At 43.1% G+C, this 16,422-nt stretch carries 11 protein-coding genes; 1 reads left to right on the top strand and 10 read right to left on the bottom strand.

Features of this window, described 5'->3' with window-relative positions:
- Nucleotides 1-522: 522 nt before the first annotated feature.
- The gene (purL, locus tag OA91_RS18705) at nucleotides 523-4,428 is read right to left on the bottom strand and encodes a phosphoribosylformylglycinamidine synthase (protein WP_063339458.1); all 3,906 of its coding nucleotides are present in this window, start codon (nucleotides 4,426-4,428) and stop codon (nucleotides 523-525) included.
- A 97-nt stretch (nucleotides 4,429-4,525) separates the two neighbouring features.
- Nucleotides 4,526-5,035 (bottom strand): tRNA adenosine(34) deaminase TadA, encoded by a 510-nt coding sequence (gene tadA, locus OA91_RS18700; RefSeq protein WP_046016060.1) that lies wholly within the window; start codon nucleotides 5,033-5,035, stop codon nucleotides 4,526-4,528.
- Between the two features lie 92 nt (nucleotides 5,036-5,127).
- Here tadA and OA91_RS18695 point away from each other — a divergent pair, with 92 nt between their 5' ends.
- The gene (locus tag OA91_RS18695; RefSeq protein ID WP_052701892.1) at nucleotides 5,128-5,556 is read left to right on the top strand and encodes a CBS domain-containing protein; all 429 of its coding nucleotides are present in this window, start codon (nucleotides 5,128-5,130) and stop codon (nucleotides 5,554-5,556) included.
- Between the two features lie 48 nt (nucleotides 5,557-5,604).
- Here the strand turns inward: OA91_RS18695 and OA91_RS18690 are convergent, their stop codons facing one another.
- The 8 genes from OA91_RS18690 to OA91_RS18655 all read right to left on the bottom strand — a co-directional run bounded on the left by OA91_RS18690 (nucleotide 5,605) and on the right by OA91_RS18655 (nucleotide 16,408).
- The gene (locus OA91_RS18690) at nucleotides 5,605-5,844 is read right to left on the bottom strand and encodes a cold-shock protein (protein ID WP_063339457.1); all 240 of its coding nucleotides are present in this window, start codon (nucleotides 5,842-5,844) and stop codon (nucleotides 5,605-5,607) included.
- 77 nt (nucleotides 5,845-5,921) lie between these two features.
- On the bottom strand, nucleotides 5,922-7,883 hold the full coding sequence (gene fhuB, locus OA91_RS18685) for a Fe(3+)-hydroxamate ABC transporter permease FhuB (RefSeq protein ID WP_082828009.1): 1,962 nt from the start codon (nucleotides 7,881-7,883) through the stop codon (nucleotides 5,922-5,924).
- Nucleotides 7,880-8,815, bottom strand: a complete 936-nt coding sequence (locus OA91_RS18680; protein ID WP_063339456.1) for an iron-siderophore ABC transporter substrate-binding protein — start codon at nucleotides 8,813-8,815, stop codon at nucleotides 7,880-7,882. The genes fhuB and OA91_RS18680 overlap by 4 nt, the downstream gene beginning before the upstream one ends.
- Nucleotides 8,809-9,576 carry an ABC transporter ATP-binding protein gene (locus OA91_RS18675; RefSeq protein ID WP_063339455.1) on the bottom strand — a complete coding sequence of 256 codons (768 nt, stop codon included), beginning with the start codon at nucleotides 9,574-9,576 and terminating at the stop codon, nucleotides 8,809-8,811. Before OA91_RS18675 ends, OA91_RS18680 begins: the two co-directional genes overlap by 7 nt.
- Nucleotides 9,564-10,307, bottom strand: a complete 744-nt coding sequence (locus OA91_RS18670; RefSeq protein WP_063339454.1) for a siderophore ferric iron reductase — start codon at nucleotides 10,305-10,307, stop codon at nucleotides 9,564-9,566. Before OA91_RS18670 ends, OA91_RS18675 begins: the two co-directional genes overlap by 13 nt.
- Before the next feature lie 38 nt (nucleotides 10,308-10,345).
- Nucleotides 10,346-12,478 (bottom strand): TonB-dependent siderophore receptor, encoded by a 2,133-nt coding sequence (locus OA91_RS18665; RefSeq protein WP_063339453.1) that lies wholly within the window; start codon nucleotides 12,476-12,478, stop codon nucleotides 10,346-10,348.
- A gap of 106 nt (nucleotides 12,479-12,584) precedes the next feature.
- Nucleotides 12,585-13,478 (bottom strand): AraC family transcriptional regulator, encoded by an 894-nt coding sequence (locus OA91_RS18660; RefSeq protein WP_063339452.1) that lies wholly within the window; start codon nucleotides 13,476-13,478, stop codon nucleotides 12,585-12,587.
- Nucleotides 13,479-13,624: 146 nt separating this feature from the next.
- Nucleotides 13,625-16,408, bottom strand: coding sequence for a valine--tRNA ligase (locus OA91_RS18655; RefSeq protein WP_063339451.1), 2,784 nt, complete (start codon nucleotides 16,406-16,408; stop codon nucleotides 13,625-13,627).
- Between the last annotated feature and the right edge of the window lie 14 nt (nucleotides 16,409-16,422).

The raw sequence follows: 16,422 nt of genomic DNA, 5'->3' as shown, positions 1-16,422 counted from the left end.
AAATCATTGCTCACTCAAATCTTTACTGCTGACTTTAAAACTCGATCCAATCTAATGAATCAAACATAAAGCGTTTTAGTATCGACTCTCGTAAGACTTCAATTTTTTTGTAGTCATTCGAACATCACTTAAAAAGCAATAACTCGAATAACTTGCTGAAGTCTCTAGCGAGTGCCCACACAAATTATCTGATTAACTATTTTAAAGAGCGTCTAACTTACTAAACAATGTTCTGTTTGTAATCGCTTACTTGGTAAGCTGTCGGTGTAAGCTTTGTTTGCTACCCCGTGTCAGTGGATGCGTATAATATACATCTCAGATTTTATGGCAAGCGCTTTTTTCAATTTATTTAAAATATTTTAATCCTTTTGAATTCAAGCTGATAAGTCACTTATGCAAAATTTCACTTATCTTTCCTGCACATCAAGTTCAAAGCAAGAAAAAGGCCTTGATGCTAACGCATCAAGGCCTTTTTAAAGAAAGAGTGATCACGCTGATTTAATCAGCCTTATCTCGTTCTTACTAACCAACCCATTTACGAGCGTTTTGGAACAAACGCAACCAAGGTGCTTGTTCGTTCCACTCACTTGGGTGCCAGCTATGCTGAACGGTACGATAAACACGCTCTGGGTGAGGCATCATAATGGTCACTCGACCATTCTCAGAAGTCAGACCCGTCACACCCGCAGCCGAACCGTTCGGATTGAAAGGATAGCGTTCTGTTGCTTCCCCTTTGTTATTTACATAACGTAATGCTAACTGAGCTTTTTCAACTAGCTGATCTAGATCTTCAGCTTGCTTGTACTCGGTTTGACCTTCTCCGTGTGCGACAACGATCGGCATGGTTGAGCCTTGCATTCCAGCAAACAAGATGGAGTTAGATTCTTGCACTTCAACCTGTACTAAACGAGCTTCAAATTGAGCTGATTCGTTACGTACAAATTTAGGCCAGTGATCAGTACCAGGAATCAATTCACTGAGGTTAGATAACATCTGACAACCGTTACACACACCAAGCGCAAATGTATCTTCACGGTTAAAGAAGGCTTCAAACTCTTGACGTGCTACTGGGTTAAATAGGATAGATTTCGCCCAACCTTCACCAGCACCTAATACGTCACCGTAAGAGAAACCACCGCAAGCCACTAAACCTTTGAATTCAGATAGCTTAGTACGACCCGATAAAATGTCACTCATATGCACATCAAAAGGTGCAAAACCGGCTTGATGGAAAGCAGCCGCCATTTCAACCTGACCATTCACACCCTGCTCACGCAAAACTGCAATCTTAGGTCGGTTTGAAAGATCAATACCAGCTAACACATCTTCTTCAAGATCAAAGGTAAGTGATGCGGATAAACCCGGGTCAGTCGCATCTAATAAATTATCAAACTCTTGAGCAGAGGTATTTGGATTATCTCTTAGTGCTTGAATTTCATAACTGGTTTGCGACCAAGTACGTTGCCAATCAATACGCTTACCAGCAACAACTTCTGCACCATTGAAAGAAACTTTGATTTCATCGCTCGCATTTAACTCAGCTACCTCAACAGCAGTAACACCCGCTTTCGCATAAGCCGCTTTAACATCAGCAAGATCTGCTGTTGCAACCTGAATAACAGCACCTAGCTCTTCATTGAAGAGTGCAGCAGCCACACCCGCTGTATCTTGTGCTGCATTTTCAACTAACTGAGAGACATCAACATTTAAGCCTTTATGGCTTGCGAAAGACATTTCAGCCAATGTCGCTAATAAACCACCATCTGATCTATCATGGTAAGCTAGTAGCTTGCCTTCTGCATTTAAGGCTTGTGTTGTATCAAAGAAGCCAGCCAATACGGCAGCATCATCAACATCAGGCACCTGCTCACCCAGTTTGTTATAAACCTGAGATAAGATAGAGCCTGCTAAGCGGTTCTGTTTATTACCCAAGTCCAACAATACAAGCTTGCTGTCCGTATCCTGTAGTTCTGGTGTCAATGTTTTACGAGCATCTGCAACGGGAGCGAAAGCTGTAATAACCAAAGATAAAGGAGAAGTAACGGCTTTTTCTTCGCCTTCTTCTTTCCATACCGTCTTCATAGACATGGAATCTTTACCGACTGGAATCGCAATATCCAGAGCAGGACATAACTCCATACCAACCGCTTCTACAGTTTTATAAAGCTTCTCATCTTCACCCGCATGACCTGCAGCGGCCATCCAGTTAGCTGAAAGTTTAATATGATTACGTTTAGTAATTTGTGCTGCTGCTAAGTTAGTTAGCGCTTCACCGACTGCCATACGGCCAGATGCCGGTGCATCCAACAAGGCTAAAGGTGTTCTTTCACCCATAGTCATGGCTTCGCCAGTATAACTATCAAGTGATGATGTCGTTACAGCAACGTCTGCAACTGGCACCTGCCAAGGACCAACCATTTGGTCGCGAGCAACCATACCGGTAATACTTCTATCACCAATAGTGATCAAGAAACTCTTACTTGCCACAGTTGGGTGGCTCAATACTCTTTGAGTTGCGTCAGCAAGATCAATTTGAGCACCATCAAAGTCATCACCTTGGATATCTGCTTTAACCGCTTCACGGTGCATTTTTGGTGGCTTACCAAACAAGACAGACATAGGAAGGTCAACTGGTTCATTGGCAAAGATTTTATCAGCCACTTCTAGGTGTAGCTCTTCAGTCGCTTCACCAACAACAGCAAATGGGCAGCGCTCACGTTCACAAATTTCAGTAAACTCAGCAACACGCTCAGGGGGAACAGCCATAACATAACGTTCTTGAGATTCGTTACACCAGATCTCAAGCGGAGACATACCAGGCTCATCATTTAGCACATTACGTAGTTCGAATTTACCACCACGATCGCCATCTTTAACTAGCTCAGGTAAGGCGTTAGACAAGCCACCTGCACCCACATCATGGATAAAGCTAATCGGATTGTTTTCACCTAGCTGCCAGCAACGGTCAATAACCTCTTGGCAACGACGCTCCATTTCAGGGTTACCCCTTTGTACTGAAGCGAAATCAAGGTCTTCATTACCATCAGCAGAGGCCATAGATGACGCCGCACCACCACCTAAACCAATTAGCATGGCAGGGCCACCTAATACGATTAGAGAAGCACCCACATGAATGTCATCTTTTTCGACATGATCACGACGAATATTACCTAAACCACCAGCCAGCATAATCGGCTTATGGTAACCACGTACCTCTTCACCTTGGCTTGAAGTGATTTTTTGCTCGTAAGTACGGAAATAACCTAATAGGTTAGGACGACCAAACTCGTTATTAAATGCCGCGCCACCAATTGGGCCTTCGATCATGATATCAAGCGGAGTCACAATACGGCTTGGCTTACCATATTGGCTTTCCCAAGGTTGTACAAAACCTGGAATTTTCAAATCAGAAACCGTGTAGCCAGATAAACCCGCTTTTGGTTTAGCACCAACACCGGTTGCACCTTCGTCACGAATCTCACCACCAGAACCTGTTGCCGCACCTGAGAAAGGCGCAATCGCAGTTGGGTGGTTATGGGTCTCAACTTTCATCAAGATATCAATAGGCTGTTGGTTAAAACCATATTCTTTCGATGCTGAATCTGGGTAAAAACGACCTGCTTCATGGCCTTCCATTACCGCTGCGTTATCTACGTAAGCTGATAAAGTGCCGTCAGAGTTATGCTCATGGGTATTCTTAATCATTTTGAACAAAGAACGCTCTTGATCTTCACCATCTAATGTCCAAGACGCATTAAAGATCTTATGACGACAATGTTCAGAGTTTGCTTGAGCAAACATCATCAGCTCAATGTCATTTGGATTACGGCCCAATTCAACAAAGGCAGTTACCAAGTAATCAATCTCATCATCGGCAAGCGCTAAACCTAAAGATTGGTTAGCGTCTTCAAGTGCAGCACGACCACCCGCTAAGATATCAACTTGTGATAAAGGTGCAGGAGTTGCTTGTGCAAAAAGTTGCTGAGCTTGCGCTTCACCAGATAAGACACTCTCTGTCATACGGTCATATAGCGCAGGAATAACAAGCGCTAATTCAGCTTCAGTTAAAGGCGCATCACTATGGATAAAATACTCTACGCCACGTTCAACACGAGCGATATCTTGCAAACCACAATTGTGTAGGATATCCGTTGCTTTCGATGACCAAGGAGAAATAGTGCCTAGACGTGGAACCACCAGCACATTTTGTGAAGAAGTATTCACTGTTTCAGACTTAGCACCATAAGTAAGTGCTTTGCTCAATACGGTTTCCTGCTCAGCAGAAAGTGATTGAGCATCTAGAAGTTCGACGAAATGCAAATATTGCGCATCAATATCAATTACGGCTGGTACTGACTTTTGAACATTGGCCAGTAACTTTGTCTTACGAAACGCGGATAGCGCCGAAGAACCTTGCAAGGTAAGCATGACGTTTATTGCCTCGATTTGTGGTTTGAAGTGATGGGGCGTATTCTAAATCAAGCCAGTAAACCTAAGCTATAAAAGTCGTGTTTTTTTAACAGTTTTATGACGACTTTTTTTGTTCTTGAGCTAATTTTGAGGCGGTTCTGATCTTTTTCTTTTGATCTCGTCGATATTGAAAAAAATCGCTCAGCTTTTGTGAAGCTAAAGGCCCTAAAACACCCGCCTCAACCTTGACTGAATGGTTAAGAAAGTTCTGTTCAAAAAATCGATGCTGGGACTCAACCACTCCACTTTTTGGCTCTGTCGCGGCGTAAACGACTCGCTCAATTCTGGCATGCACAATGGCACCTGCACACATAGAACAAGGCTCTAAAGTAACGTAAAGTGTTGCCTTTGGTAGACGGTAGTTAGCCACATTTTTACAGGCATTTCGAATGGCTTGAATTTCCGCATGAGCAGTCGGGTCACAGGTTGAAATAGGCGAGTTATAACCTTCACCAATAATTTCATTATCTAATACCAAGAGAGCGCCAACAGGCACTTCCCCTTCAGTTGCGGCTTTATCAGCCAAAACTAAAGCGCGTTCCATCCAGTATTCGTCACTGAACATTGACTTACCTCACGAAAAACTTGATTGTTTACAGGTATAAACTAACTATAAGTTAGGCTTATACAGAATTTTTTATGGAAGGAGTTCACCCTGTGCAGACCGTTTCTGATCTTATGGTTACCAACTTAGTCACTTTGGCTGAGACCGCCTCCCTTGCTGATGCTAAAAAAATCATGCAAGACAAGAATATTCGAAACTTGCCAATTATTGATGATGAAGGAAAATGCATCGGCATGTTAACCCAACGAGAATATTTAAAACATGCTTTTTACCTTGTGAGCCAGTTTGGAACTGGCATGTTGAGTAAGAAAGAAATGCAAACACCCGTCAGTAAAGCAATGAACACTGACATGTTAACGATAGAAAAAGATACTCATCTTGATACTGCGGCGGAGTTTTTTGTTGAAAACAAATATGGCTGCCTCCCTGTTGTAGACAAGGGCACCTTGGTCGGTATTTTAACACCTATAGATTTTGTGAAATTAGCACGTAACCTGCTAAGTGAGAAAACAGAAAATTAGAAGATAAAGGCCTAACACTATTTTAGCGTTAGGCCTTTTTTATGAAGATTATTCAGCCACTGACGTTGCAGCTTCTTTAGCGTATAGAGCCACTTCACTCGCTTGCCGTCCAAAATCGTTTTCAGTAATAAAAAAAGACACAGCTTGGCCTTTTTTCAAGGTTTTATGGCCTTCACTGACTATCGATTTGTAATGTACAAAAACATCGGTCTCATTATCTCTTTGAATAAAACCAACACCTTTGGCGTCATTAAACCACTTTACGGTACCCTTTAGCTTCTCTGTCATTGATCGCCTCTTTTTATTATTCTCAATCAATTCGACCCACCAGCCTTAGCTGGCGAGCTTAGCTGTCACCTCGCGCCTTAAGATACACTTCTGTTTCTCAATAACAAAAGCATAAAAAACACCCCACCTATAATGGCGGCCATGGTGCCAGCTGCAAGTTGATTAGGATAAATTACCATTTGACCCAGCCAATCTGCAAGTTGAAGGAAGCCAGCACCTAAAAGTGCCGATAGCAATATCTGAGTTGAGACTTGTCGCGCACCTAACAAACTTGCTAAATGAGGAGCAACAATACTGACAAACGCAATGGGACCGAGAATAGAAGTCACTAATGAACATAAACTAACAGACAGAATTAATAACAATATAAAGGCACGTTTTACATTCACACCTCGCGCGGCTGCAACTTCACGTCCCATGGACATTAATGTTAGCCATCTGTGTAAACTCAAGCTAATCAGAATAAGCACACTCACCCCTAACATCAAAACCCATGCTTGATCTGGTTTAACCCGATAAGTAGAGCCTGCGAGCCAACGCAAGATGTCATAAACCTCCTCCGTTCCTTTCATCAAAACGCCCTGCACCAGAGTTTCAATAAAAGCGGACAGAGCCACACCTGTTAAAATCATAGGAGCAGGTGCAAAACGAAAACGCGAACCCAATACAAGCAGAATAAGCAAGATTAAAAAGCTGCCAGAGAAAGCAACTAATGGACCTAATTCGCCAATGCGCCACCCCAAGAAACCGCTAGTTGCCACAAGCGCCAGAACCGCGCCAGCAGACACTCCCAATAAATCAGGGCTTGCCAATGGGTTATGAATTAAGCGTTGCATAATCACACCAGAAACAGCCATACCAGCACCAGCGGCAAGGCTTGCGACTATTCTTGGCCAACGAATCGGCCACGCAAACTCATCTGGCCAACGAAAATTTAATCCATCATCCATATGAGTCAGCAAAGCTAGCAATACAATAGCAAGCAGCGCTAAACCACTCACTAGCAATTTAGTAGAGGTGAATGACGCTTTGCTATAGTTAGTTAAATAGGCGATTTTATCTTGCTGAGAAAGGCGTTTTTGAATTAGCCAAATAAGTAGAGGCGCTCCTAAAAAGGCGGTAGTTAACCCAGTCGGTACCACTTCAAACGTGATCGTATTGAGATATAAGGCAAGACTATCGGCAACAACAAGTAGTATGGCGCCTAATAAGGTCGAAATATACAGCTCTTTACCTGCAGCTCTTGCACCTATTAGCCTAGCAAGATTAGGGGAAACCAAACCGAGGAAACCAACAATCCCAACCATGGTGATCGCTGCTGAAAGCATCCAAAGCCCAACAAGCATAAGTACCAGAAACAGAGCTGCAACATTCAAACCTCGACCAGAAGCAGCACTTTGCCCCATCTTCAAAAGATCTAACGGCTTACCTGCAAAGCCCAGTATTGCTAACCCAAGCAGGCAATGCGGCCATAACCAATAAACCTTCTCCCAGCCATTTTGGCTCAGATCCCCAGCCCCCCAGATAAAGAGGTTCTTGGCATATTGATCATTCATTAGAATCAATGCGATGGCGATAGCGCCAAATAACAGGTTAACCGCCATGCCAGATAGCACCACAGATAAGCCTGTCAGGTTTCGTACCCCGCAAATCATCAACACTAAAGCTAAAGCGATACAGGCTCCTAACATAGCGGCAAATACTTGATATTGGCTTTGCCCTTCTGGCCAAACCACAGCAAGTATAATTAAGCCTAGCCAAGCGCCACTGGAAGAGCCAAGTGTGGCAGGAGATAACAAGGGGTTGCGGGTCAGCTGTTGAATAATACTGCCAATCAACCCCATGCAAGCACCGACTAGTAAAGCCATTACCAACCTAGGCAAACGTGAATAAGCCCAATCTATTTGTTCATAACTTTGATCCAGTTCTTGGCTAAGCAGAATCTGCCATTGCTGCCATAAGGAAAGGTCACTATCAATTTGCAAAGATAAAACACAGATAAAAGGCAAACTTACGCACAAAAGCAAAAAACGCATCATTGCTGTTTAGCAACCTCTAACAAAGAGTCTGTCATTGCTTGAGCTAAGTATTGTAAAGACATAGCGCCACCATAAGTCCAAGTAGAGGCAACCGATGCTACATTCCCTTGTTTTACAAAAGGCATACTGCGCCAAAGTGGCGACTTAGCGAGCTTTTTCTCGAAATGGAATGGTTTAAAGTAAAGGACAACACCCTCTTTAATACCTCTAAGAGATTTAAGCCGCTTTTGAGTTACTCCCCATTGTGTACTTGCTAAAGGCATAGCTGCTTGCAAGCCTAAATGCTCAAGGGCATATTGCGGCATGGCATTATCACCATATACATAAGCAGAAGTAGTACTGGCAAAACGTAAGCTAGTAACTTTAGGCAAACCTGCTGGAAAAGCGGCATTAAGCTGACCTCTTAGCTGCTCAAATACCTGCTGCCTAGCGGCCAGTTTTGCTTGGGCATGGACCTCTTTATCCAAGAGCTTTGCCAAGGTTAAGAAGACTTGGTCCGCTTTTTCCTGATTATTATGATCACGCTGATAAGTATCAAAGAAGACAACAGGTGCGATTCTCTCTAACTTAGCTTGAATATCCTTAAGTGCTGCCCCAATCAGGATAACATCAGGCTTAAGTTGGGCTAGCTTTTCAAGATTAGGCTCTGCTCGCCCACCTATATCGACACTTGATGCGGGTAATACAGGCTGCGCCACCCATTCTTGGTAAGCTTCTCGCTCAGGAATCGCCACAGGCTCAAGACCTAACTCAATCACATCTTCAACCAGCTCCCAACTCAGTGCAGCAATACGTACAGGGGATTGAGAAAAGGCCTGTTCGCCCTGACTATCTTGGATTCTAACCTCCGCCAATACTGAAACCGAAAACACTAGAGCTAGGCAACTAAGGCTTACCTTGAACCAGCTAGACACTAAATTAATCATTAACATATAAGAGCCACTTTACTATCGTTTGAAGGGTGATCAATCAAAGACATAGGTACGCCGTACATGGCTTCTAGACGCTCTGATTGCATAAATTGGGCGGGAGTGCCCTGAAAGAAACATTGCCCTTGTCGCATGGCTAATATGTGATCCGCAAAACGAGATGCCAAGTTGATATCATGTAAAACAATAATCATACCTTGGCCTGTTTCACGATTTAATTGCTGCAACAAACGCATTAATTCATATTGATGAGAGATATCCAGCGCAGATGTTGGCTCATCTAATAAAAGGACGGGAGATTGCTGAGTAAGCAACATAGCAACCCAAGCACGCTGACGCTCACCACCGGATAAGTCATCAATAAACTGATTAGCATAATGGGCGATTCCCACCTGCTCAATCGCCTTGTCGACTATGTCGCCATCCTGTTTCGTAAAGCGACCAAATGCTCCATGCCACGGATAACGCCCCATGCAAATTAACTCCCTTACACTTAGACCTGCGGCACTGGGTAGCCCCTGAGGCAAATAGCCTATTTTTTGCGCCAGTTGTCGTTGCGATAAGGACTGTATATTTTGTGTATTGAGTAGCACTTCACCCTGATCCGGTACTAATTGATTCGCTAAACTTTGAATCAAAGTCGTTTTACCGGACCCATTGTGCCCCAACACGACACACACTTGGTCACTGGGTAAACTCAGATGAGGAATAGAGAGAATGGTGCGCGATGCCCGTTCAACTTTAATATTGTTTAATTCGAACATGAGCTCTTCTTTTTTGATTTATGACGAGGACAAGCAATACATAAATCGCCATCCTCTCTTTGATAGTGCAAACAGCAGGTATGTCGAATAAAGCGCACTTCATCTTGTTCATACTTAAGTCCACGCATCGACACTAAGGGTAGATTGAGTATTTTCGCCCACAAAGGCAGATCATCAATAAGCTGCTGAGGGGAGAGCAAAGAAAAGTGTGTTGCCTGCACAAGAGACTCAATGAACTGATCCGCAAGCAACGCCTGATACATCACAGATTTACCACCAAATAAATCCATGAATGCTTCTGTTGATGATGAAAAGATTTGATTCAACTGATACCCAGCTAGGTAAATGAGCTGATCACGATTACCTGCTTGCCAAGTATCATCTTCTAGTTCGTACCCTGCGACATAATCCTGTGCTCGAGTTTGCTTCATCCGACCTAGGCTTGTGGGCACATAATTAAGCTGATACACACAAATCAAAGCAAGATAGATAGGTTGCCAGTTAATAAGCCCCCAACTTCTGATGCGCCAATATGAAGATCCGGCTTCAGGGTAATTGCGAGCCAGATCAGTATGTAATTCAACTAAGTTTTGCTCAGATAAAGTTAAAGCCAATGCCTTATCAGCATTAGCTTCTCCTTGTGCCTGAGTGTTTACTCTTGTTTCTTTACCAGCCAATGCGGGGATACATTGACTGGCACTGAGAAACAAGCGCTCCACTAATCTAGCCATGCAAACCTCTCAGAGATTGCACTGCAAATAGCAAACACCTAGAACTCATAACGCCCACTTAGCTCAAACGCTCTTTCATCACCAAACCAACAATTACTTGCGTCATAACAGCTATAGTAGGTTTCATTAAGTGCATTTGAGACAGAAAGACGCACACTAGCACCCGCTAAAGAAGCCGAGGTATTTTCTAAGTCATAGGCCATAGATAGATCGACTAAAGTAGCACTAGGTACTGTGTTTGAGTTGGCTGCATCAAGTTGCATTTTACCGATATAACGCACACCAGCCCCCACTTGCGCACCTTGCATCGTACCCTCGGTGAGTTGATAGTTTAACCAAGTAGACACTTGCTGCTCAGGCACCCAAATTGGTGTATTACCTTGAATACCACTGTTATCTTTAGTCACTTCTACATCTTGTACAGTCACTGCAACACGTACATCCATTTGTTCAGACAAAGCTTTATGCAGATCTAACTCAACACCGCGAGAGCGAACCTCTCCCACTTGGATTTTGTCATAAGCCGTACCCGCTGGATCTCGCGTTAATACATTTTCCTTTAAGATTTGGTAAGTCGTTAGGCTTGCTTGAGTACCATTACCTTCATACTTAACCCCAAGCTCTAACTGATTAGCGGTTGAGGTGTCATAAGCTTTGCCATTTTTGTCACTGCCTGAAACTGGCTCAAAGCTTTGTGCATAACTAACGAAAGGCGAAAAGCCATTTTCCATTTCATAGAGGGCACCTACTCGACCTGTTAGCTGCGCTTGATCAACTTTGGTATTAGTATTCGAACCATATTTAACACCCTGCTCTTGCGAGTGGTAATCATCATAACGGGCACCAGCAATCACAACCCATTGGTCTATACGCATCTGATCTTGCAGATAAACACCTGTTTGCTCTTTTTCAATATCAAAGTCACTGGTATAACCAGAGGCTGAAAAGTTCAAACTGCCAGCAGAAATCTGATAGTGATTTGGGTTATATAAATCAATACTGGGAGCGACGGCATCTTCATACTTGATGTCTGATTCCAATTTAAAGTAATCAACACCAACCAACACATTGTGCTCAACCTCTCCTATATCAAAGGCACCTGAGAATTGGTTATCTAAAGTAATGCCCTTGCTATCTTCATCCGTTAAATAAGCACGACGATTCAACGTTCTTTCATCTGCATTTAGGCTTGTTGAATAGGTATTTTCTTGATAAGCCGAAGCATCCATCAAGCGCACATTCTGCAAGAAACTCCAAGTATCGTTAAACCTATGATCAAACTTATAACCGAGTAATAGCACTTCTTTTTCAAAAGCTTCCCAATTAGCGTCACCAGCATAAGCATCCGAATCTAGAGGGCCATTAATGTTGCTATAGACAGTTCCCTTAGAAGGTAAGGAACTATAAACCCCCATACTTGGGTCTTTCTGATAGTACATATTAAAATTTATAAGTGTGTCTTCACTAACCTTCCAATCTAAAGATGGTGCGATAACAATACGTTCTTCTTCTGAAGTAACTGCTTGCCCATCTTTGCTTCTAACTAGCCCAACAAGGCTGTAATTAAGAGTGTCACTTAAGGCCCCACGACTTTCAAATTCGACTTCTTTTTTACTATCACTTCCCACAGACACTTCAACACTATGGGCACTTTCTGCTTGTGGGGCTTTACCAATGACATTCACCATACCGCCAGGTGGCATAGCGCCATATAAGGTCGACGTTGGCCCTTTAAAAACTTCCACCTGATCAATAGCAATCGCGTCGATTTGTGGTTGCAAGTTCCAATCATTGAACAATAACTGCAATCCGTCGTAATAATTTTGGTAGTTGGTAAAACCACGTATATTAAAAAGATCCAAACGAGTTACCGCGCCACCACGAAGCTCAGTATTAATCCCTGACACATAGCGCACGGCTTCCGCCACGCTTTCTGTACCACGTACATCGAGTTCTTCTTCTGTGATATGAGAAATTGCCTGTGGCGTTTCTGCGAATTCCAGTTGAGTCTTGGTTGCTGTATTTCGATAGGCCTGCCCTTTAATCACTAAAGGGGACATGACATAGATATCTGATTCATCTGTCTGCACATCATTTGCAGATAACTGAGTGGATGCTAAGGCCACAGAAAAAGCGATTAATGTGGGGGTGAAACGCGCAGAGGTTTTCATTAAAGCTCCAAAGAATAAAAGAAAACATTGATAATGATTCTCATTTTATTAATTTGAGCTTTTAGAAACTTAACTTTTTGGTGCATCTTTATTCACTATATAAATATTATCGTGGCGTAATAGGAAGCCAAAATTCCATATAGCTTGAAGGAGAGTAAGGATCATATTGAGGTGAGTACATTTCTAATTCATAACCTGTGACACCATTATAATTAGATTCAGGTAACCAGTGGCGGATAAACCAAGAAACGGCTGATTCCAAAGAAGTCACCTTACCTTGCACAGGGATAACAGCATATTCCTGTGCTGGAACCTGTATAGAGGCATGGTTATCTAGGTTGAGACCTTGATAACCAGCCCAGTATTGTAACTGCCCTGGGTTTTGAGCATGACCATGGGTATTAATCACACCAATTGGGTTAGTACTAGATGCATCACACTCAGAAGGTAATTCAAGTGTTCGCCAGAGGTTAGGGACTCGTTCTAGAAAATTGGGTGCCGCTGAGAAAGGACCATTAATCCAATCAAATACCCCAGACAAGGCAAACGCCTCTTTGCTTTCAATGCGAATTTGCATAAAGCTTTTAGCATCTTGGGGCAGAGTATAGGCATGTTCACGATATTGAAGCGGTGTACGCAAACCTTGGCGCTTACCACGGTTACGATATTCTCTTGGAGAACAGGTGAACATTTGTTTGAAGGCTCGACTAAAGCTTATTTCAGAGTCAAAACCACACTCTAAAGCAATATCCAGGTGCCTTTGATTTGTAGAAAGCAGGTTTTCTGCTGCCTGACTCAACCTAAGTTCACGTACATATTGTGCAACAGTAAGGCCGGTTTCTTCACCAAAAATCCGCTGTAGCTGCCAGCGAGACCAACAGCTTTTTTCTGCTAGGCTCACCACACTCAAGGATTCATCAAGATGGCAATGGATATAATCCAAAACCGCTTCAATACGGGTCAATCTGCTATGCACTGTTGGAGCTGTAGAATATGTCATGATACTAAATGATAAACCTTAATTGAGAACGATTATCATTTATTTACATGAAGTTGTCAAAACTGAAGCTTATTACACAAAAAAGCCCCTTACTCCTTCTTAAAGAGTAAGGGGCCTTCAATCAACTCAGACGAAAAACTAACCTCTTATAGAGATTCGATACTCGCCTTTTGTTCATTTAGCTTAGCAACTGTCAGTGTCAAATCAGCCAATTTGGCTTGCTCTTTTTCAACTACTGCAGCAGGTGCTTTCGCAACAAAGCTTTCATTGCCAAGTTTACCTTGGATGCGTTGAAGATCTTTGCTGGCTTTATCAATTTCTTTTTGCAAACGAGCAAGCTCAGCATCTTTGTCGATCAAACCAGCCATAGGCACAAGCACTTCCATATCACCAACAAGCGCTGTTGCAGACATAGGCACTTCATCGCCTTCATTCAGCCAAGTAACGCCTTCTAGTTTGGCGAGCTTCTGCAAGAAATTCATATTGCTTTGTAAGCGTGATTTATCTTGTTCACTACCATTACGCATAAGTACGTTCAGGGCTTTCGATGGCGCTATGTCCATTTCTCCGCGAATGTTACGAATACCAAGGATAACGTTTTTGATCCACTCAACATCCGCTTCTGCAGATTCGTCTTGCTTAGCCGCTTCCGCTTGTGGGTAAGCCGCCATCATCACGGTATCACCTTCAACACCCGCCATAGGTGCAATCTTCTGCCAAATTTCTTCGGTCAAGAAAGGCATCATAGGATGTGCTAATCGTAGGAATGACTCAAGCACTCGAACCAAGGTACGACGTGTACCTAGAAGCTGTGCTGGTGTTGCATTCTCATCCCAAAGTACAGGTTTAGAAAGCTCTAGGTACCAATCACAGTATTCATGCCACATAAACTCATAAAGCGCCTGTGAAGCAAGGTCATACCTATGGGTATCAAAAGCTTGGTTAACAGCAGCTTCAGCTTTTTGTAAACGAGAAATGATCCATTTATCCGCTAAAGACAGTTCTGCATCACCACCATTCTGACCACAATCGTGTTCTTCCGTATTCATCAGAACATAACGTGTTGCGTTCCAAATCTTATTACAGAAATTACGGTAGCCTTCCAAACGGTTCAGGTCGAACTTGATGTCACGACCACCAGACGCAAGTGAGCACAAGGTAAAGCGCAACGCATCTGTACCATAAGCTTGAATGCCGTCTGGATAAGTTTCACGAGTGGCTTTCTCAACCTTAGCGGCTAGTCGTGGCTGCATCATACCTGAAGTACGTTTGCTCACTAGGCTTTCAAGATCAATACCGCCAATCAAATCCAATGGGTCAATAACATTACCCTTGGACTTAGACATCTTATCACCGCGTTCATCGCGAATAAGACCCGTAATATAAACCGTTTTAAAAGGTACCTTGTTAGTAAACTTCAAGGTCATCATTATCATTCTGGCAACCCAGAAGAAAATAATATCGAAACCGGTTACCAAAACATCTGATTCACTGAAAGCTTTAAAATCTTCCGTTTCTTCAGGCCAACCTTGGGTAGCAAACGTCCAAAGCGCAGAAGAGAACCAAGTATCTAGTACATCGTTATCACGATTCAAAGTTACATCAGCCGCTAAACCATATTTAGCACGTACTTCGTCTTCCGTGTTAGCAACATATACCTTGCCTTCTGCATCATACCAAGCAGGAATTTGGTGACCCCACCAAAGCTGACGAGAAATACACCAATCTTGTAGATCACGCATCCAAGAGAAATAAGTGTTTTCCCATTGCTTAGGAACAAATTGAATGTCGCCGTTTTCAACTGCTTCAATCGCAGGTTTGGCTAAAGTCTCAACCGCCACATACCATTGATTAGTCAGGTAAGGCTCGATTACCGCATTACCACGTTCACCACGAGGCACTTTTAGCTTGTGATCATCGACTTTCTCTAACAGTCCAAGCGCATCAAAATCTGCAACAATTACCTTACGAGCTTCGAATCTATCTAAACCACGATATTTCTCAGGTGCAATATCATTAATCGCTGCATCATCAGTAAAGATATTCGTTAAAGGTAGGTCATGACGCTTACCCACTTCATTATCGTTAAAGTCATGGGCAGGGGTAATTTTCACGCAACCTGTACCAAAGTCTTTATCTACATAAGAGTCAGCAATAATAGGGATACGACGATCAACCAATGGCAACATAATTTCTTTGCCAACTAGATCAATGTAACGCTCATCTTCAGGGTCAACAGCAACTGCTTCATCACCTAGCATGGTTTCAGGACGTGTTGTCGCAACGACTATATAGTCTTTACCATCAGCGGTTTTAGCACCGTCGGCCAGAGGATAACGGAAATACCACATGAAGCCATTTTCTTCTTCAGAAATAACTTCCAGATCAGAGATTGCAGTGTGCAATACTGGATCCCAGTTAACCAAACGCTGACCACGGTAAATAATGCCTTCATCAAACAAACGTACAAATACTTCTTGTACCGCAGCAGACATACCTGGATCCATGGTGAAACGTTCTTTATCCCACGCAACAGAGTCACCCATGACACGCATTTGATCAGAAATAGTACCGCCAGACTGAGCTTTCCAATCCCATACTTTTTCAAGGAATTTTTCACGTCCTAGGTCATGACGTGTAATGTCATCTGCAGCTAGCTGTCTCTCCACAACCATTTGTGTTGCAATACCCGCATGGTCAGTACCTGGCTGCCACAAGGTACGCTTACCTTGCATTCTTTCACGACGAATCATGGCATCCATTAGGGTATGCTGGAAGGCATGGCCCATGTGTAAGGTACCCGTCACATTCGGTGGCGGAATCATAATAGAGAAAGGGTCACCCTCGCCCTGAGGTGTGAAATAGCCATTTTCTTCCCAACGTTGGTAAATTGGCTGTTCAATGCTTTGCGGTTGGTAGGTCTTTTCCATTGTGATGTCTTAAA

It is taken from the genome of Marinomonas sp. SBI8L, assembly GCF_001624705.1.
In the GTDB taxonomy this organism is placed as follows: Bacteria; Pseudomonadota; Gammaproteobacteria; order Pseudomonadales; family Marinomonadaceae; genus Marinomonas.
Note: the sequence above shows the minus strand (reverse complement) of the source record. Positions and strands in the feature narration are given on the sequence as shown.